Source organism: Saccharopolyspora shandongensis, from assembly GCF_900106995.1.
Taxonomy (GTDB): domain Bacteria; phylum Actinomycetota; class Actinomycetes; order Mycobacteriales; family Pseudonocardiaceae; genus Saccharopolyspora; species Saccharopolyspora shandongensis.
The window spans coordinates 13273-31526 of the sequence record NZ_FNOK01000020.1 but is presented as its reverse complement, the minus strand read 5'-3'; the positions used below and the strand labels follow the sequence as shown (position 1 = coordinate 31526).

At 68.6% G+C, this 18254-nt stretch carries 17 protein-coding genes and 1 pseudogene; 11 read left to right on the top strand and 7 right to left on the bottom strand.

Annotated features, from left to right (window positions below):
* Positions 1-237: 237 nt before the first annotated feature.
* The 7 genes from BLW84_RS21670 (at position 238) to rlmB (ending at position 5498) form a co-directional block, all read left to right on the top strand.
* Entirely contained in the window at positions 238-726 is a 489-nt protein-coding gene (locus tag BLW84_RS21670; protein WP_009947449.1) for a CarD family transcriptional regulator, read from the top strand.
* Between the two features lie 19 nt (positions 727-745).
* Positions 746-1435: a 2-C-methyl-D-erythritol 4-phosphate cytidylyltransferase gene (gene ispD, locus BLW84_RS21665; protein ID WP_093267937.1), complete on the top strand. Its 690-nt coding sequence runs from the start codon at positions 746-748 to the stop codon at positions 1433-1435.
* The gene (ispF, locus tag BLW84_RS21660; RefSeq protein ID WP_281247430.1) at positions 1432-1914 is read left to right on the top strand and encodes a 2-C-methyl-D-erythritol 2,4-cyclodiphosphate synthase; all 483 of its coding nucleotides are present in this window, start codon (positions 1432-1434) and stop codon (positions 1912-1914) included. The genes ispD and ispF overlap by 4 nt, the downstream gene beginning before the upstream one ends.
* Positions 1915-2111: 197 nt before the next feature.
* The gene (locus BLW84_RS21655; RefSeq protein ID WP_093267935.1) at positions 2112-2312 is read left to right on the top strand and encodes a hypothetical protein; all 201 of its coding nucleotides are present in this window, start codon (positions 2112-2114) and stop codon (positions 2310-2312) included.
* 82 nt (positions 2313-2394) lie between these two features.
* On the top strand, positions 2395-3075 hold the full coding sequence (locus BLW84_RS21650) for an HAD family hydrolase (RefSeq protein ID WP_093267933.1): 681 nt from the start codon (positions 2395-2397) through the stop codon (positions 3073-3075).
* A 71-nt stretch (positions 3076-3146) separates the two neighbouring features.
* Positions 3147-4541: a cysteine--tRNA ligase gene (cysS, locus tag BLW84_RS21645; RefSeq protein WP_093267931.1), complete on the top strand. Its 1395-nt coding sequence runs from the start codon at positions 3147-3149 to the stop codon at positions 4539-4541.
* Between the two features lie 3 nt (positions 4542-4544).
* Positions 4545-5498 (top strand): 23S rRNA (guanosine(2251)-2'-O)-methyltransferase RlmB, encoded by a 954-nt coding sequence (rlmB, locus tag BLW84_RS21640; RefSeq protein WP_093267929.1) that lies wholly within the window; start codon positions 4545-4547, stop codon positions 5496-5498.
* A 470-nt stretch (positions 5499-5968) separates the two neighbouring features.
* On the opposite strand, the gene BLW84_RS21635 is transcribed toward rlmB, so the two are convergent.
* The gene (locus tag BLW84_RS21635) at positions 5969-6808 is read right to left on the bottom strand and encodes an LURP-one-related family protein (protein ID WP_093267927.1); all 840 of its coding nucleotides are present in this window, start codon (positions 6806-6808) and stop codon (positions 5969-5971) included.
* Positions 6809-6957: 149 nt separating this feature from the next.
* Here BLW84_RS21635 and BLW84_RS21630 point away from each other — a divergent pair, with 149 nt between their 5' ends.
* Together BLW84_RS21630 and BLW84_RS21625 are read left to right on the top strand one after the other, a co-directional pair.
* On the top strand, positions 6958-8391 hold the full coding sequence (locus BLW84_RS21630) for an MBOAT family O-acyltransferase (protein WP_093267925.1): 1434 nt from the start codon (positions 6958-6960) through the stop codon (positions 8389-8391).
* A gap of 202 nt (positions 8392-8593) precedes the next feature.
* Positions 8594-10231: a hypothetical protein gene (locus tag BLW84_RS21625; RefSeq protein ID WP_093267923.1), complete on the top strand. Its 1638-nt coding sequence runs from the start codon at positions 8594-8596 to the stop codon at positions 10229-10231.
* 230 nt (positions 10232-10461) lie between these two features.
* Here the strand turns inward: BLW84_RS21625 and BLW84_RS21620 are convergent, their stop codons facing one another.
* Entirely contained in the window at positions 10462-11397 is a 936-nt protein-coding gene (locus BLW84_RS21620) for an alpha/beta fold hydrolase (RefSeq protein WP_093268147.1), read from the bottom strand.
* Between the two features lie 96 nt (positions 11398-11493).
* Here BLW84_RS21620 and BLW84_RS21615 point away from each other — a divergent pair, with 96 nt between their 5' ends.
* Positions 11494-12084: a TetR/AcrR family transcriptional regulator gene (locus BLW84_RS21615; RefSeq protein ID WP_093267921.1), complete on the top strand. Its 591-nt coding sequence runs from the start codon at positions 11494-11496 to the stop codon at positions 12082-12084.
* Positions 12085-12209: 125 nt separating this feature from the next.
* Here BLW84_RS21615 and BLW84_RS49215 read toward each other — a convergent pair whose 3' ends face one another.
* Positions 12210-12431 carry a hypothetical protein gene (locus tag BLW84_RS49215; protein WP_093267919.1) on the bottom strand — a complete coding sequence of 74 codons (222 nt, stop codon included), beginning with the start codon at positions 12429-12431 and terminating at the stop codon, positions 12210-12212.
* Between the two features lie 364 nt (positions 12432-12795).
* Positions 12796-12984 (bottom strand): annotated as a pseudogene (locus BLW84_RS50360) (VOC family protein); the annotation flags it as partial.
* 158 nt (positions 12985-13142) lie between these two features.
* Here BLW84_RS50360 and BLW84_RS21600 point away from each other — a divergent pair.
* Positions 13143-14426: an alginate O-acetyltransferase AlgX-related protein gene (locus tag BLW84_RS21600; RefSeq protein ID WP_093267917.1), complete on the top strand. Its 1284-nt coding sequence runs from the start codon at positions 13143-13145 to the stop codon at positions 14424-14426.
* A gap of 899 nt (positions 14427-15325) precedes the next feature.
* Here the strand turns inward: BLW84_RS21600 and thpD are convergent.
* The 3 genes from thpD to ectB all read right to left on the bottom strand — a co-directional run bounded on the left by thpD (position 15326) and on the right by ectB (position 18211).
* Positions 15326-16228 carry an ectoine hydroxylase gene (thpD, locus tag BLW84_RS21595; protein ID WP_093267915.1) on the bottom strand — a complete coding sequence of 301 codons (903 nt, stop codon included), beginning with the start codon at positions 16226-16228 and terminating at the stop codon, positions 15326-15328.
* 203 nt (positions 16229-16431) lie between these two features.
* Complete coding sequence (locus tag BLW84_RS21590; RefSeq protein ID WP_093267913.1) at positions 16432-16842, bottom strand: ectoine synthase; 411 nt, start codon at positions 16840-16842, stop codon at positions 16432-16434.
* A 121-nt stretch (positions 16843-16963) separates the two neighbouring features.
* Complete coding sequence (ectB, locus tag BLW84_RS21585) at positions 16964-18211, bottom strand: diaminobutyrate--2-oxoglutarate transaminase (protein WP_093268145.1); 1248 nt, start codon at positions 18209-18211, stop codon at positions 16964-16966.
* Positions 18212-18254: the final 43 nt, after the last annotated feature.

The window sequence follows — 18254 nt, the reverse complement described above, 5'->3', positions numbered from 1 at the left end:
GCCGTTCCAGGGGCTAGCCGAACTACCTATTTCCGGGTTGCCGGAGGCCCGGATGGCACTCCGGCCAGACTATCCATAGTGGACGATTTCAGTGGGCCGAAAGGTGTCTCCTTGCACGTTCGGGGCATCCTTGTCAACCCCCGTCTGCCGCCTGACCTGCGAATACGGATGGTGAGGTGGTCGAGGCCCCGTTGCCCCACGTGCTAAACTGGGCATAGCGAAAGGGGCAGAGGACACATGGTTTTCAAGGTCGGAGAGACCGTCGTCTACCCGCATCACGGTGCCGCGCTCATCGAAGCAATCGAGACTCGTGTGATCAAGGGCGAGGAAAAGCAGTATCTCGTCCTCAAGGTCGCGCAGGGCGACCTGACCGTGCGCGTTCCCGCGGACAACGCCGAGATCGTCGGCGTCCGGGACGTTGTCGGCCAGGAGGGGCTCGACCGGGTCTTCGACGTGCTGCGGGCCCCGCACACCGAAGAGCCCACCAACTGGTCTCGACGGTACAAGGCCAACCTGGAGAAGCTCGCCTCCGGCGATGTGAACAAGGTGGCCGAAGTGGTGCGCGACCTCTGGCGACGCGAGAAGGATCGTGGCCTGTCCGCAGGCGAGAAGCGAATGCTCGCGAAGGCGCGGCAGATCCTGGTCAGCGAGTTGGCATTGGCCGAAGGTACTGACGAAGGCAAGGCGGAAACCCTGCTGGACGAAGTCCTCGCCACCGCAGTGTGATCATCGGGAATAGACGAGCGTGAGCGTTGTCGCGCTGGTACCCGCGGCCGGCCGCGGGGTGCGCCTGGGTGCCGGGATGCCGAAGGCGCTGGTTCCGGTGATCGGTGAATCGTTGTTGTTGCGCGCGGTCCGCGGCCTGTTGGCCTCGGGCCGCGTGCAGCACGTCGTGGTCGCGGCCCCGGCCGATCAGGTCGAGGTGGTGACCGCGGAGCTGGCCGCGTTGCCGTCCGCGCACGTGGTCGCCGGGGGAGCGGAGCGGACCGACTCCGTGCGGCGCGCGCTCGACGCGGTCGAGCAGATCGCGCCCGATGCGCGGGTCGTGCTGGTGCACGACGCCGCACGTGCTTTCACCCCGGCTTCGATGATCCGGGACGTCGTGTCCGCGGTAGAGCAGGGCGCTCCCGCGGTGATCCCGGTGCTGCCGGTGACCGACACGATCAAGCAGGTCGACGACGCGGGCGACGTCGTCTCGACCGTGGACCGCTCGCAGTTGCGGGCGGTGCAGACACCCCAAGGTTTCGCCATTGACGTGCTGCGGGAGGCCTACGCCGCGGCCGGTGATGTGGCCACCGACGACGCCGGGCTCGTCGAGCGGGTCGGCGGCAAGGTGCACACCGTCGCCGGGCACCCGCACGCCCTGAAGATCACCACCGCCTTCGATCTGGCCATCGCCGAATCGGTGCTGGCCGTGGCTGGAGAACCCGAGTGACCGAGCTGCTGCCCCGAGTCGGCCAGGGCGTCGACGTCCACCCCGTCGAAGCCGGGCGCGACTGCTGGATGGCGGGCCTGCTCTGGCCGGGCGTGGACGGCTGCGCCGGGCACTCCGACGGTGACGTCGCGGCGCACGCGCTGTGCGACGCGCTGCTGTCGGCGGCAGGGCTCGGCGATCTCGGCGCGGTGTTCGGCACCGACGACGACCGCTGGGCCGGTGCCCACGGCGCGGACTTCCTGATCGAGGTGCGGAACCGGGTCGCCGCGGCGGGTTTTCGGATCGGCAACGCGACCGTGCAGGTGATCGGCAACGCGCCGCGCATCGGCAAGCGCCGCGACGAGGCGCAGCAGGTGCTTTCGGAGGCGATCGGCGCGCCGGTGTCGGTGTCCGGCACGACTTCCGACGGCCTGGGCCTCACCGGCCGCGGAGAAGGCATCGCCGCCGTCGCCACCGCCCTGGTCTTCCCGGCGGCCTGACGATTCCGGCTGGCCACGGGGCCGTGCGCACTTTGTGCTGCGATAGCGACACGAAGTACGCACGGCACCTGATCGGCGGTTGAGCCTGGCCTGTCGAGTAACGGGCGGATAGCTGGGCGTGACGGATAGGCGGAGTCAGGGAAAACTCAGGGCTCGCGGTCTGGAATGCCGGGGTCGGTGCGCGCCATGCTCGACGCATGGTGATCGAGCGGAACCGGTGGGTGCGTCGGCTGCTCGTAGTGCAGCCGGTGTTGGTGTGGCCAGGGTCGTTCGTGTTGTGGTCCGGGGGCAGCGGCCTCGGTCTGGCGGCGGCCGTGATCCTGTTGTGGGTGAGTGCGGCGATCTGCATCGCGGGCATCGTCGTCCCGATGCGCAGCCACCAGACGCCGCGCTGCTGACTGCGGCGGAGGAGTGGGCCGGGTCGTGAGCTTGACCGCATGTCGGTGCCCGGCCCGGTCCAGGCCACCTACCGTTGGTGTCGTGACTTCGCGCGCGGTGCTCTTCGATTTCTCCGGCACGCTGTTCCGTCTCGAAGAAGACGAGTCCTGGTTCACCGACCTCGCCGACGGCGACGGCGCCCCGTTCGACCTGGAGGCGCAGGCCGAGGTGATGCGCCGGATGACGGCGCCGGTCGGCCAGATCGTGCAGCTCGGCCCGGAATTCCAGGACGCGTGGGACAACCGCGACCTCGATCCGGCCCTGCACCGCAAGGTCTACGTGGAGGTGCTGCGCAGCTCCGGCGTGCAGGACGGCCAGGCCGTGGGCCTCTACGAGCGGCTGATCGATCCCGACTACTGGACGGCGTACCCGGACACCTTCGAGGTGATGCGCCGGCTGCACGAGTCGGGCACCAAGATCGGCGTGATCAGCAACATCGCCTTCGACATCCGGCCCGCGTTCGAGCGGATCGGCGTCGCCGGCTACGTCGACGAGTTCCTGCTGTCCTACCTCGAAGGCGTCATCAAGCCGGACCCGAAGATCTTCCTGCGCGCCTGCGAGCGGCTCGGCGTCGCGCCGGAGGAGGCGCTGATGGTCGGCGACAGCGAGGAGGCCGACGGCGGCGCGGCGGCGGTCGGCTGCCGGGTGGCGATCGTCGACCCCGTGTCCACCACCGAGCGGCCGGACGGATTGCTGACCGCCGTCGCCGACGTATTGCGCTGACGATCACTACCCCTTGACGCGCCAGCCCCTGTCGTGATTGCGCGCCGACCTGCCCCCGTACCATCAGGGGCGTGAGCCTGCACCTGCACGACACCGCGACCCGCACGACGCGCGAATTCCACCCGCGCTGCGACGGAGTGGCGTCGATCTACGTCTGTGGTGCCACCGTGCAGGGCATTCCGCACGTCGGCCACGTCCGCAGCGGCCTGAACTTCGACGTGCTGCGTCGCTGGCTGCAGCGGGGCGGCTACGACGTGCGCCTGGTCCGCAACGTCACCGACATCGACGACAAGATCCTCACCAAGGCCGGTGAAGCCGGTCGGCCGTGGTGGGAGTGGGCCGCGACGCACGAGCGCGCCTTCGAGCTGGCCTACGACCAGCTCGGCTGCCAGCCGCCGTCGGTGCTGCCGCGAGCGACCGGGCACGTCACGCAGATGGTCGACCTGATCCAGCGGCTGATCGACAAGGGTCACGCCTACGCGGCGGGCGGCGACGTCTACTTCTCGGTGGCCTCCTACGCCGATCACTACGGCAAGCTATCCGGTCAGCGCCTCGAAGAGGTGCAGCAGGGCGAGACCCTGGCCAGCGGCAAGCGCGACCCGCGCGACTTCACGCTGTGGAAGGGCGCGAAGCCGGGCGAGCCGAGCTGGCCGACGCCGTGGGGTCACGGCCGCCCGGGCTGGCACCTGGAATGCTCCGCGATGGCCACCTTCTACCTCGGCGGCGAGTTCGACATCCACGGCGGCGGCTTGGACCTGGTGTTCCCGCACCACGAGAACGAGCTGGCCCAGTCGAACGCGGCCGGAGACGGCTTCGCGCGGTACTGGATGCACAACGCCTGGGTGACCATGAGCGGCGAGAAGATGTCGAAGTCGCTCGGCAACACGCTGTCCATCCCGGCGGTGCTCAAGCGCGCCCGCGCGGCCGAGCTGCGCTACTACCTGGTCACGCCGCACTACCGGTCGACGATCGAGTTCTCCGAGGGTGGGCTGGCCGAAGCGGTCGCCGCTTACCGGCGCATCGAGTCGTTCGTGCGACGCGTCGGGCAGCGCGCCGGCAACGTCGAGCCGGGCGCGGTGGCCGCGGAGTTCGCCGAGGCGATGGACGACGACCTGTCGACGCCGCAGGCGATCGCGGCGGTGCACAACGTGGTCCGGGAGGGCAACGCGGCGCTGGACCGCGGTGACGACGAGGCGGCTCGCGACGCGGCGGCGTCGGTGCGGGCCATGATGGACGTGCTCGGGTTGGACCCGCTGTCCGAGAAGTGGGCCGAGGACGCCGGTTCGGACGACGCCGCGCACACCGCGCTGGCCGACCTGGTCCAGGTGATGCTGGACCAGCGCCAGCAGGCCCGCAAGGAGCGCGACTTCGCCACCGCCGACCTGCTGCGCGATCGGTTGCAGGCCAGCGGGATTGCCGTCGAGGACACCCCCGACGGTCCGATGTGGACATTGAAAGACGGGTAACACGTGGCCGGCAACGACAAACGCCGCGGCGGCATGCGCAAGAGCAACAAGAAGGGCATGGTCGTCGGATCCGGCGGGCAGCGTCGTCGGGGACTGACCGGCAAGGGGCCGACGCCGAAGGCGGAGAACCGGGTCAGCCACCCCGCGAAGCGGCGCGCCGACGCGCGCAGCAATGCGGAGCAGCAGCGCGCGAAGCGCAAGGCGCAGCAGGACTCGCAGCCGGAGCTGGTGGCCGGGCGCAACCCGGTGGTGGAGTGCATCCGGGCCGGCGTGCCGGCGACCGGGCTGTACGTGGCGCAGGGCATCGACATCGACGACCGGGTCACCGAGGCGGTGCGGGAGGCGAAGTCGCGCGGGATCTCCGTGGTCGACGTGCCGCGCATCGAGCTCGACCGGATGACGAACAACGCGATGCACCAGGGGCTCGCGCTCCAGGTGCCGCAGTTCTCCTACGCGCACCCGGACGACGTGCTCAGGGCGGCGCACGACTCCGGCATGCCGCCGCTGATCGTCGCGCTCGACGGCGTGACCGACCCGCGCAACCTCGGTGCGGTGATCCGCTCCGCTGCGGCGTTCGGCGCGCACGGCGTGATCGTGCCGCAGCGGCGCAGCGCCGGGATCACGGCCGTCGCCTGGCGCACCAGTGCGGGCACGGCCGCGAAGCTGCCGGTGGCCAAGGCGGTCAACCTCACCCGCACGCTGAAGGACCTGAAGGAAGCGGGGCTGATGGTCATCGGCCTGGACGCCGACGCCGACGTCACCTCGGACGAGCTGGAGCTGGCGACGGGACCGCTGGTGGTCGTCGTGGGCTCGGAGGGGCGCGGGCTGTCCCGGCTGGTCCGGGAAACCTGCGACCAGACGGTGTCGATCCCGATGGCGGGCGGCGTGGAGTCGCTCAACGCCTCGGTCGCGGCGGGCGTGGTCCTCGCCGAAGTCGCCCGCCGCCGCAGGCGCTGACCCCCGGCCAGGGCACCACCCCTCGGACCCGGCCGACCGGGAACGGTCTGTTGGTCCGCAAGTTGTCCACAGCCGTACGAGGTTGTCCACACCCTCCGGTGCGTCGTGCCCCGACACACCGGGAGGGGTGCAGTTTCCATTGAGGGTTTTTCATCCTGGTCGGGTACCGCAGCTGCGGTGTCTGACCTGCGCTTGAGTGCGTGCCGTCGCCAAGCGCCGTCAGGCGCTTTCGGGTCCACCCTCGCAACTGGCACCGCCGCGGGTTCACGGAGCCCACCCCTCTGAAGTTCCTCTGGCGAGGACGGCCCTGACGCCGTGTATTGGCATACATAAGTCAGGGCACCCACAGTCCAGGCGGACGCTGTAACTCCCGCAGGGGGGCCGCCACCCGCACCGCCACGCAAAACGAGGTTGGAAAAACCTCATTGAAACTTGAGGGTCAGTTTCAATTGAAACTGCGGGTGGGGACGTCAGGACTGGTTCTGGCTGAGGATGGTGTCGACCGTCAGGGCCGATGCGACGACCATGCTCAGCAGCGGGTCCTGGAGCGGCCGGTGGATCTGCAGGACGTAGTTGTCCGCGGTGGTGAACGCCGCCTTCGCCAGGCCCTGCCAGGTCTTGCTGATCTGACCGATCTCGGTGTCCGCGTGGTCGAGGATCTTGATGTCCCAGGCGCGCAGGTTCTCCGCGCGCATGCCGCCGATGCGCTGCCCGTTGACCTCGAAGTCGAACCTGGCCTTGCCCCAGACGTTCGCCAGCTTGATGTCCCCGACCGGCGACTGGTCCGGTCGCTGCACGTGGACCGTGCCCTTCCACATGGTCGCCGGGCGGGTCAGCACCAGGACCGGGCGGCCGGTGTTGTCGCGGATCTCCAGCGTCACGGTCATCATCGAGTCGAGCTTGGTGAGCAGCCGCAGCGCCTTCTGCGCGCCGCTCTGGCCGACCTGCATGACCGAGCCGAGCTGGCGGCCGTGCTGGTCGTAGACGGCGTACTCGTTCGCCATCTCGATCAGCTTCGCCTTCTGGTTGATCACCAGCACCGGCTCGGTGAACAGCGTGCCACCGCCGCCGCCGATCGTGCCGCCGACACCGGCGCGCTGCTGCACCTGGTGCTGGACGGACGCGGCGTCGCCGGTGCCGCCCATCGCCATCTCGATGGCCGAGGCGTCGTTGCGCTGCGCGGCCGGGTGCTGCTGCTGGACCGGCTGGGCGGGCTGGACGTGCGGGGTCCACTGCCGACCGTCCCACCAACGCACGTAACGCGGATCTGCCTGGTCCGGGTACCAGCCGGGCGGCGGCGGAGCGTTCATGAGCCCCAGGCTAGGCGATCGTCGCGGCGGCCGTCCCGGGTTTGCACTCATCGCGTTCCGGGTCGGTGACGGTCCGGGCTCGGCTAGAGTCCGACGGAGCAATTCCGCACCAGCGGGGAGGCGAGGGCCTCCCGTACCCCGAGGCCCCGATGTCGTTCGCAAGTCCGCTGTTCCTCTGGTACTTCCTGCCGGCCGTGCTCGCGGCCGTGCTGATCGCACCGCGCAGCGGACGCAACGTCGTGATCGCCGTGGCGAGCCTCCTGTTCTACGTCAGCGGCGCGGGCGGGACGACGCTGCTGCTGCTCGCCTGCATCGTGGTGAACTACTTCGCCGGTCGGCGATTGGAGCCCGACGACTGGGGTTTCGAGCAGAACCGGCGGAAGTGGCTGCTGATCGGCACGATCTCGTTCAACCTCGCGATCCTGGCGATCTGGAAGTACGCCGGGTTCGCCACCGCGCAGCTCGCGGTGCTCAGCCAGTGGTTCGGCGGCGACTTCTCGGTGCTGCACCTGGCGTTGCCGATCGGGATCTCGTTCTACACGTTCCACCACATCTCCTACGTGGTGGACATCTACCGGGGCGAGCGCCCGGCGCTGCGCGATCCGGTCTCGTTCATCACCTACATCGCGATGTTCCCGCAGCTGGTGGCCGGTCCGATCGTGCGCTACCGGGAGATCGCCGACCAGCTCCCGCAGCAGCGGACGCACCGGCTCGACGACATCGCGGCGGGCTTCCCGCGGTTCGCGTGGGGCCTGACGAAGAAGGTCGTCATCGCGGACACGCTGGCGCCAATGGTGGACGCCTGCTTCGCGACCCCGAACGAGGACATGACGTTCGCGATCGCCTGGCTCGGCGCGATCGGCTACGCGATGCAGCTGTACTTCGACTTCTCCGGCTACTCGGACATGGCGATCGGGCTGGGCCGGATGCTCGGGTTCCGGCTGCCAGAGAACTTCGCCCGGCCGTACTCGTCGGTGACGGTCACGGAGTTCTGGCGCCGCTGGCACATGTCGCTGTCCCGCTGGTTCCGGGACTACGTCTACATCCCGCTGGGCGGCAACCGCGGCGGCACGGCGCGCACCTACCGGAACCTGGCGATCATCTTCGTGCTGACCGGCTTCTGGCACGGCGCAGCGTGGACGTACCTGGTGTGGGGGCTTTTCCACGGCGCGCTGCTGGTGGTGGAGCGCGCCTTCGGCTGGTCGCACGCGCCGAGCAGCACCCGGGCCCGGCTCGGCCGCCGCGCGCTGACGATGCTGCTGGTGGTGATCGGCTGGGTGTTCTTCCGGTCGCCGGACCTGGGCAGCGCGTTCGTGATGCTGGGCCACATGCTCTTGCCGGACTTCGCGGGCCTGACGGACATCGTCGCGGCGTCGGTGACGAACCAGCGCCTGGTGTTCCTGCTGCTGGCGCTCGTGGTCGTGGCGCTGCCGGCGAACTCGGGAACGGGCCCGTTCCTGGAAGCGGTCCGGACCCCGCGGGCCTACGCGCTCCGGATCGGAGTCCTGACCCTCGGCCTCGGCTACGCGGGCCTGCTGGTCGCCACCGGCTCCTTCAGCCCCTTCCTGTATTACCAATTCTGAGCATCATCGGGGTCCTGACCAGGCGTTCGCTCGTTGGGACTTTCTGCTCTTTCGGTCCACGAATCGATGTGGCGTGGACTGGGAGTGGAGATTCCCGGCCTGTCGGGGACCGGCTGCACCACATGGGGTCCCGGCCGGACGGCGGCCGCTGGCGCAGCCCTCTCTTCGGACGAGCACGTGGAGGATCCGGAGGCGGGGACGAATGGTCACCACGAAGCAGCAGGTCGTCCAGAAGGCGATCGATAACTACATCGAAAATCAGGAGAGGGGCCTGGAGGTCGCCCAGAAGGCGCTGGCGATGCACCAGAAGATGCATCGGCCGGAGGTGCAGGAGGCCGAGGCCCTTGGAAAACCGGTGTCGGAGGTCGAGCACCTCGATGAGGAAGCGCGCGGGCTCAGCGACGAACTCCGGGACGGTCAGCGGGAGATCGAGGCGACCAGGCAACGCATCGAGGAGGCGCGGACCGCTCGCCTCAACGGGTCCCGCGCGAGCGAGGACTTCCTGAACGACCACCAAGGGGACAACTGGGCGGACCAAACCGCTTTGGACGAGTTCGGCGTGACGCCGCCCGAAGATTCCGGTCTGGGGCCGGTCGAGGGTTACGAACCGGGGCGTCCGGCCGGTGATGACGTTTCGGAGCTGCCGGTCACCGAGCCCGCGGAGCCGATGCCGAGTGCCGGCGAGCCGCCCGCGGTGGATGCGGGTGCCGGTAAGACGCCCACGTTGCGCACCGGTGATAAAGCGCCGGACTGGACCTTGAAGCCGGGCCAGGCGCAGCCGACCCCCGGACCTTCCGCGCCGCCCGTGGGACCTGACGGTGAGCCGGGTGATCAGCTGCCCCCGGCGCCGGGACCGGGTGGAGCGGAGCCTTCCGAAGGCCCGGGCGTGGTGAGCCAGATCGCGAAGTGGCTGGCGGACACGAGTCTGGTCAAGGCGGCGCAAGTCGGGTTCGAGGTCGTCAAGGGGCGTTTCAAGAAGGTCGTCGCCGTGGTGGGCACAGTGATCGCCGTCGGTGGCCTGATCTACACGTTCTGGCCGAGCGGGAGTGCTCCCGAGCCACGACCTCCCGAACCTCCCGGAGTGCAGGCCCCGCCGACACCGGCTGCACCGGAACCGCCGCCGCCGAACCCGTTCGTGCCACCTCATGTTCCGGAACCGGTGCCGCCGAACCCGTTCGGCGGACCCGAATCCGCGCCGCCGAACCCGTTCGGTGGGCCCGAATCCCCGCCCCCGAACCCGTACGTACCGCCTCACGTTCCGGAGTCGGCACCGCCGCCCCCCTTCGAGCCCGGTAAGGGCACGAACAGTGAGCCGGCGGTGCCTCCGGCAGCACCCGCACCCCCGAATCCGTTCGAGCCTGGGCAGCACGGCAGCAACCCCGGCGGCACCGACACCGGCGGCGGCACTGGCAGCGACGGCAGCACCGGCGGCCACAGCGGCACCGGCGGCGACACCGGCGGTACCGGCACCGGCGGAGGCACTGGCAGCGACACCGGAACTGGCGGCCACAGCGGTACCGGCGGGGGCACTGGCAGCGACAGCAGCACCGGCACCGGCAGCGATACCGGCACTGGCGGCGGTACCGGCACGGGTAGCGACAGCAGCACTGGCAGCGATACCGGCACTGGTACCGGCGGCGACACCAGCACGGGCACGGGCAGCGATACCGGCACGGGCACGGGTAGCGACAGCAGCACTGGCAGCGACAGCAGTACGGGCACCGGCAGCGGCACCGGCGGCACCGGTACTGGCAGCGATACCGGCACGGGCGGCCACAGCGACACCGGCGGCAGCGGCGGCAGCGGCAGCGGCAGTGACACCGGTACTAGCGGCGGCTGAGTGCACCGTGCACATAGAGATGGCGAATGAGATCAGAAGGTTCGGCCGGATGGTCGTCTGGCTCGGGCGTCGTTGACTGGCCGTCAGGCTGTGTCCAGGCCGTCCGGGACCAACAAGCAACACCGAATGTCCAACCATCACCCAAAGGCGAAAGGTGCAGTTCGGGGTCGTCAGGTGGGGATCTCCGCTGGTCCCGGATTTTCATTCATCAGTACTACTGGTTCTGATGATCAGAATGCGGCGCGGTACGGGGCCAGGAATTCGGTCAGGGTGGCGAGCATTTCCTGCGGGGCTTCTTCGGCCGGGTAGTGCCCGCAGTCGGGTAGCACCACGCTCGTGACGTCTTCGGCTGCCGGGGCCAGGGTTTCGCCGACCAGTGAGCCGACGGAGCGGGCGCCGGCGATGGTCAGCACGGGCATGGTCAGCTTTCGCTCCTTGCGCCGGGCGTTCTGCTCGATCGTCGTGTCGATCGCGCGGTAGAACTCGAAGCTGGCGCGCAGGGCGTCGCGAGCGGCGGCCAGGGCCTCGATGTAGAGATCGACGGCGTGCTCCGGCAGTTTCCGGGCCGCTTTGGTCGCGAACTGGTACCCGAAGAAGAGCCGTTCACGGCCTGCGACGAGTTCCTCGTTCAGCGAGCCGAGCCGGTTGAACCCGAAGTGCCACAGCCGATCGACGGCCTCCTGTGGCGCGAACAGCGGTGGCGAGGGGGCCAGGCCGGGGATCACGGCCTCGGCGAGGGCCAGGCGTTCCACGCGTCCCGGGTGGTCCGCGGCCAGCGCGTATCCGGTCCACATGCCGACGTCGTGGCCGACCATCGCGAAGCGGTCGTGGCCCAGCGCGCTCATCAGCCCAGCCATGTCGGCGGCGAGGGTGCCGGTGTCGTAGCCGTCGTCCGGTTTTCCGGACAGGCCCACGCCCCGGGGATCGGCGGCGACGACCGTGAAGTCCCGTGCCAGCGCGGGCATCAGCTCGCGCCACGCGTACCAGGTCTGCGGCCAGCCGGCGAGCAGCAGCAACGGCGGCCCTTCGCCGCCGGTCACGGCGTGCAGGCGCAGGTCGCCGACCTGCATCCAGCGGCTGCGGAACGTGTCGGTGAACCCGGCGGGCAGCCCTGGGGCGCCGCCGGCGGAGCCGCGGCCTGCGGGCTCGGTTTCTCTCGTGGCCATGTTCCGACCGTAAACCATCTTGGAACGATCGGTCCATGATTTTTGTACCGTTTGTTCCAAGAAGTAGGTAGGCTCACGCCGAGCGGAAGGAGGCGCATGTCGGGACGCAAGCAGTTCGACGTCGACGAAGCCCTGGACAAGGCAATGGCGGTGTTCTGGCAGCGGGGATACGCCGACGCCTCGCTGGACGTGCTCGGCACCGCCACCGGGCTGGGCCGGGGATCGCTCTACGGCGCGTTCGGCGGCAAGGACGAGTTGTTCCGCCGAGCGCTGGACCGGTACTCCGCGACGTACGGTGCCCGCTACGAAGACGCGCTTACCGCGCACCCGGGCGATCCGGCCCGAGCCGTCGAAGCCTTCTTCGGCGTCGTCCTGGCCAGGATCAACGACCCCGCCGTGCCGGAAGGCTGCCTCATCGCCCAGGCGGCCGCCCAATCGGCCGTGCTGACACCGGAAAGCGCCGCGCACGTCCGCCGCCTGCTCGACATCCAGCAGGCGCGCGTCCGAGCCGCGCTCGACGATCCGCACGCCGATCCGTCGATGCTCGACGACCTCGCCGTCTACGTCGTCGCGATCAACCAATCCCTCGCGGTGCTCAGCCGCGCCGGTGCGTCGGATCGGGAGCTGCGGGCCGTGGTGCGTTTCGCATGCGAGACCGTCGCAAGCCGGCTCGCTCCTGCGAACTGACACTCGTTCTTGAGAAGAAGCACCCCGGGTGCAGGTTCAATGCGCCTGTTGAACCTGCACCCGGGGTGTGCGTCTTGGTGCGCCGCTTTATTCGGATGTGGGGCGGCGCTTCGAAGTCAGTTCGTTCAGTCGGTCCAGACCCACAGGAGGATCGGGTCGTCGATGCCGGCCTCGATGGAGCAGTCGGTCCAGCGGCCCTGGGCCTTCCCGGCGTCGCACACCGCCCAAGCCGCTTCGTACGACGGGTAAACGCCCGCCGGGTACGGGCCACCGGAGGCCATGGCCGGGGCGCTGAAGGCGAGGAGTCCGGCGACGGCCGCGACCCCGACGGTGATCTTGCGAAGCACGATGATTCCTCCGAGATAGTAGGAATGGTTGTGCGGATCCGCTTTCGAGGAAAACGCTATCCGGGCGCGGAGTGCCCGCCCAAGAATCCGGAGCACAAACTGCCCGAAGAGGACACCCGCGTTCCCGATGACACCGCGAATGCGTGGCGTTCGTTTTTCGGCAGGTAGCGGCCCGTGTGTGGTTTGTGTCGCTATGGCAACACAAACCACTCACGGGCCAGGCCGGAAAAACGGTGTCGGTCAGGTGATCGCTGCGCCGAGGTGGATTTGGTCGTCGTCCGGGTCGGCGGCCGTGGCGATGCGTTCGCCCCAAGGGCATGTCCTGGGGTTCTTGGAGAATCGGGACGCCTGCGACACGGATGCGATCCACCGCTTCGTCGACGTCGTCGGTGTAGAGCCACAGGGCGAAATGGCGGCCGGGCCGCCGCACTTCGGGATCCTTGCCGAGGCCGAGCTTGAGGGATTCCAGGCGGAGCGTGACGAATTCGGGTTCGCCTTCGGTGGGGAACCGGTATTGCGGTTCGAATCCGAGCACGTCGCAGTAGAAGCGCATCGCGCGGCCGAGGTCGGGCGTCGACAAGATCGGGAAGGCCTCGCGGAACATGCGCGGACGCAACCGCCGAGCCCGGCCATTTCCCAGCTGTGCGCCGGAGTGCCGGGAATCCGCGAGTTCCGGGGCGGTTGCGGTGCGTGCCCGGTTAACGTGGTGCCGTGTCGCGGCAGGAGCATTCCGATCTTCCCCCGGTCCACGAGGCGTGGTTGCCGCGGGAACACCCGCTGCACCGGCCCCGGCACGGCAGGCGCCAGCTGGCCGCGCTTGTGTGCGCGGTGCTGTTCTTCACCGCGCCGGTGGTGACCTGGGTCTTCGGCGCGCGCGCCGAGCAGCTGGAGAACCGCCCGCTCGCGGCCTTCCCCAGCATCACCGAAGGCTGGGGGTTCTTCACCGGGCTGAACGCGTGGGCCACCGAAAACCTGCCGTTCCGCAAGGGCGCCGTGCAGTCGGTCGACGCGCTCAGCCGCGGCGTGTTCGGCGAGCCCGCTCGGCTGGCCGACGGCTCGCACACCTCGCCGATAGGTGCCGGGCAGGTGGACGAGAAACCGCCGATAAACGAGAACGTGTTCCCCGCCGTCATCGAGGGCAAGAACGGCTGGCTGTACCTCGGCCACGACGTGTCGTACCGGTGCGTGCCGAAGCGGACCATGGACCAGGTGATCGCCGGACTGCGCCGCTGGCGCGCCGTGGTGGAGGCGTCGGGCCGGAAGTTCCAGCTGGTCATCGCCCCGGACAAGTCCACCGTGTACCCGGAGAACATGCCCGACGCCTACGCCGGGGAGGACTGCTCGACGCAGGTCCGCGACGAGTTCTGGCGCCGGGTGCCCGCCGCGACCGGCGCGCTGGACCTGCGCGCCCAGCTGCGCGAGGTCGCGGCGCGCAACCAGCGGCCGATCTACCACGACATCGACACGCACTGGACCCACGAGGGCGGCATCGCCATGACCTACCAGCTCGCGGAGCGCCTGCAGCCGGGCGTGACGAGCAGCTGGCTGGTCCGGCCGTCCCGGCAGTACCCGCACAGCGCCGACATCCCGGACCTGCTCGGGCAGGACCGGACCGTGCCGATCCAGGCGTACTCGCTGGCGCCCGACGGCGGGCCGGAGGACAACACGCAGTTCAAGGCCAGCGACTTCCACCAGCCGCTGCACCTGGAGTCGCCGGCGCTGCCGGGCATGATCGACCGGCCGGTGCGGATGGTCGGCGACTCGTTCACCCAGTTCGCGAGCCCGTACCTGGCGGCGACGTTCACCAACATCACGGTCACGCACCCGGACAACGTCGCGGTGGACCCGGTGGCGGCGGGCCAGTTGCTGGCGGAAGGCGAAGTGGTCACCTTCGAGCTCTCGGAGCGCTTCGTCGCGGGAGGCCGCTACCCGATGCTCGACCCGGAGGTGGCCGACCAGGTGGGCGCGGTCCTCGCAGCCCACCCCATCCGCTGACCTGATGCCGAGTTCCTGCTGGCGGAAAGCGCTGTGAGGCATCTCGGACAGTTGTAGCCGGACACACGTCCTGTTTTTGCCTATCGCAGTGCCGTGCAAGCCTGGAATCCGCTAACCTAACCGCGCAGTGCGATTGCGGATCAACTGTCCGTAGCTGCACGTGCACGATGTGCCGTTGGCGGTGCATCGGCTGGGACGGGGCGGGCCGAAGGTGCCACTTCAACCCGCCCCCAGAGGGGATTAGCTGTGGTCGTCGAACCAGTTGACGATCCACCACAGCGAGACCCGCAGAAACAGCAGCAGAAGTGCCCGGGCCGTCCCACGCGGGCGGGCCGGGCGCTTTGCCGCACCCCGCCGCCGACGAGTCTGACGAGCCTTCCGGGCCTGCTTGCGGTTCACCTGTGCATGTTCCTTTCGTTGTTGAATCCGACGCTCGGCGACCGCCGAACGCGGCCCGACTGCTGTCAGGCCTGACAACAACAGGACGAGTCCTGTTGAAGCGCTGCGACAGGACTCAAGCCAGGTGGTACCGCAGGGCCTCCCTTCTGATCCCCAGGTTGGAAAATTCCGGTTACTACCGGCTTTTCGATAACGGACACCATAGGCCACGGCGTGTAACCGCCGCCACCCCACCTCTGGGGTGTGTCGGACCAATTTTCCGGGGGAATATTCCACTCGCAATTACTTACTGTTGGGTAAACCTGCTGGACCTCGGCGCCTATGAGATTGCGTTAGTCGAAATGGAGTAATGGTGCGCCTCCGAAACCAGTCGATCACGCAGCGTCGTCAGCGGCTTGTGATTCACGTCGCCGCTTGCCAACCGAATGCGCTTCCCGTTGTGAACGAAGAAGGGCACCCGCGGCCGATGTGTCGCGGGTGCCCTTCTTGCCTCGGCCAGGTCAGCGTTGGAGCGGGATCGTTCTTCTGGCGGCGACGAAGTCCGGGCGTGGGTTGCTCGCCGCGAACGGCTCCACCAGCTCGTTCTCCACGCTGTTGAACACCACGAAGATGTTCGAGCGCGGGAACGGCGTGATGTTGTTGCCCGAGCCGTGCATGCAGTTCGAGTCGAACCACAGCGCCGACCCCGCTTGGCCCGTGAACTGCTCGATGCCGTGCTCGTAGGCCAGCTTCGCGATGTCGTCCTCCGTCGGCACCCCGATGTGCTGCTGCTTCAGCGACGACTTGTAGTTGTCGTCCGGTGTTTCGCCCACGCAGGACACGAACGTCCGGTGCGAGCCCGGCATGATCATCAGCCCGCCGTTGAACGGGTAGTTGTCGGTCAGCGCGATCGAGATGCTCACCGCGCGCATCGCCGGCATGCCGTCCTCGGCGTGCCAGGTCTCGAAATCGGAGTGCCAGTAGAAGCCCGTGCCCCGGTAGCCGGGCATGTAGTTGATCCGGCTTTGGTGCACGTACACGTCCGAGCCGAGGATCTGCCTGGCCCGATCCAGCACCCGCGGATCCCGCACCAGCTCGGCGATCAGCTCGCTCATCCGGTGCACCTCGAAGATCGAGCGGACCTCCTCGGAGCTGCGCTCCACGATGGTCCGCTCGTCGGCCCGCACCGCCGGGTCCCTGGTGAGCCGTTCCAGCTCCTGCCAGTAGGTCTGGACTTCGGCCGGCGACAGCAGGCCCTCGACGACGTGGAAGCCCTTGGCCTGGTGGGCCGCGAGCTCCTCCGCGGTTGCCGGGCCGGCCGTCACGCCGGGCCAGACGGTGGGGTCTCCTCGCCGGATCAACGCCGGCTCGGCGCTCACCCGGGTCGGATAGCGATCCTGGGTGCTCAGATCAGCGACGGTCATGGTTTGCGCCTCCTTCGCGAATTCCCGCCGGAGCGGCCGGTGCAGGTGGCACCGCCGCCATTTCTCGGTTCCTCGGTTAGAAGCGGCGCACGTATGCGCCCGCAACTCCCCACGCCATCGCGTGGGAAGACCCGTCAACGCACGTGGCGGGCAACCACTTCCGGTTACCCGCCACGCGCGGTTCACAAGCTCGAACAACGAGTTCAGCCGGCGACCGGCGTCTCGTCGTCCTCCACGACCAGCGGGTACACGCCGTCCTCGTCGTGCACCTCGCGCCCGGTCACCGGCGGGTTGAACACGCACACCGTGCGCATGGTCGTCCGCGGCCGGACCTGGTGCTTGTCGTGGTTGTTCAGCAGGTACAGCGAGCCCGGCTTGAGCTGGTGGACCTCGCCGGTCGCCTTGTCCTCGATCTCGCCCTCACCTTCGGTGATGAAGACCGCCTCGATGTGGTTGGCGTACCAGAAGTCGTTCACCGTGCCGGCGTAGAGGGTGGTCTCGTGCACCGAGAAGCCGACCTTCTCCTTGGCCAGCACGATGCGCTTGCTGCGCCAGTTCTCCGTCTTGATGTCGGCGTCGGTGTCCTCGATTTCCGACAGGTGCCGGACGATCACAGTTCCTCCAGTGGATCTTCGTGGCCTTGTTCTTCAAGCGGCGCAGCCGCTTAGCCCACCCTCGCAGCTTGCTCCGCCACCCGCACCGCTACGCAGGGCGAGCCTGAAATTTAGTTTTGAGTCAGGCCAGGACAGCCTGGACCGAGTCGCGGATGATCTGAAGACCCTTCTCCAGTTCGTCATCCGAAACGGTCAACGGCGGCATGATCTTGATGACCTCGCTGCTCGGGCCGGAGGTCTCCACCAGCAGCTTGCGGTCGAAGGCCGCCTTGGAGACCTTGCCCGCAACGTTGGTGTCCTCGAAACCGAGCCCGCGCGCCAGCCCGCGGCCCTTGGCCACCGCGCCGCCGTGCTTCGCGGCGAGCTCTTCGAGCACCTCGCCGACCCGCTCGCCCTTGGCGATGGTGGCCTTCTCCAGCGAGTCGTCGGCCCAGTACTGCTTCAGGGCCTCGGTGGCGGTGACGAACGCCGGGTTGTTGCCGCGGAACGTGCCGTTGTGCTCGCCCGGCTCCCAGACGTCGTGCTCCGGCTTGATGAGCGTCAGCGCCAGCGGCAGCCCGTAGCCGCCGATGGACTTGGACAGGCAGACGATGTCCGGCTGGATGCCGGCCTCTTCGAAGCTGAAGAACGGCCCGGTGCGGCCGCAGCCCATCTGCACGTCGTCGACGATCATCAGCATGCCGTGCTTCTGGCAGAGCTCGTAGAGCCCGCGCAGCCACGCCGGCCGCGACGAGTTGATGCCGCCTTCGCCCTGCAGCGTCTCGACGATCACCGCGGCGGGCTCGTTGAGGCCGCTGCCGCTGTCCTCCAGCATCTTCTCGAAGTACAGGAAGTCGGGGACCTGACCGTCGAAGTAGTCGTCGTAGGGCATCGGCGTGGCGTGCACCAGCGGGATGCCGGCGCCGCCGCGCTTCATCGAGTTGCCCGTCACCGACAGCGAACCCAGCGTCATGCCGTGGAAGGCGTTGGTGAAGCTGATGATCGATTCCCGGCCGGTGATCTTGCGGACCAGCTTCAGCGCCGACTCCACCGAGTTGGTGCCGGTCGGGCCGGGGAACTGGACCTTGTAGTTCAGCCCGCGCGGTTCGAGCACGTTGTCCTGGAAGGTCTCCAGGAACGCGCGTTTGGCCACAGTGGACTGATCGAGGCCGTGGGTGACGCCGTCGCGCTCGATGTACTCGATGAGTTTTCGCTTCAGCAGCGGGTTGTTGTGCCCGTAGTTGAGCGCGCCGGCACCGGCGAAGAAGTCCAGGTACGGGGTGCCGTCCTCGTCGTAGAGGTAGCTGCCGCCGGCGCGGTCGAAGACCGTCGGCCAGGTGCGGCTGTAGCTGCGGACTTCCGATTCCAGGGTTGCGAAGATGTCGTTCACGATCCTCCGTCCGGCCAGGCAGCGCGGTGTGCGCGCGCCCAGC

Bases quoted from the DNA above. Each gene is read 5' to 3' on its own strand.
- BLW84_RS21670 (WP_009947449.1), top strand. From the start codon at position 238: ATGGTTTTCAAGGTCGGAGAGACCGTCGTCTACCCGCATCACGGTGCC.
- BLW84_RS21655 (WP_093267935.1), top strand. From the start codon at position 2,112: ATGGTGATCGAGCGGAACCGGTGGGTGCGTCGGCTGCTCGTAGTGCAG.
- BLW84_RS21635 (WP_093267927.1), bottom strand. From the start codon at position 6,808: ATGAACGCTCCGCCGCCGCCCGGCTGGTACCCGGACCAGGCAGATCCG.
- BLW84_RS21630 (WP_093267925.1), top strand. From the start codon at position 6,958: ATGTCGTTCGCAAGTCCGCTGTTCCTCTGGTACTTCCTGCCGGCCGTG.
- BLW84_RS21625 (WP_093267923.1), top strand. From the start codon at position 8,594: ATGGTCACCACGAAGCAGCAGGTCGTCCAGAAGGCGATCGATAACTAC.
- BLW84_RS21620 (WP_093268147.1), bottom strand. From the start codon at position 11,397: ATGGCCACGAGAGAAACCGAGCCCGCAGGCCGCGGCTCCGCCGGCGGC.
- BLW84_RS21615 (WP_093267921.1), top strand. From the start codon at position 11,494: ATGTCGGGACGCAAGCAGTTCGACGTCGACGAAGCCCTGGACAAGGCA.
- thpD (WP_093267915.1), bottom strand. From the start codon at position 16,228: ATGACCGTCGCTGATCTGAGCACCCAGGATCGCTATCCGACCCGGGTG.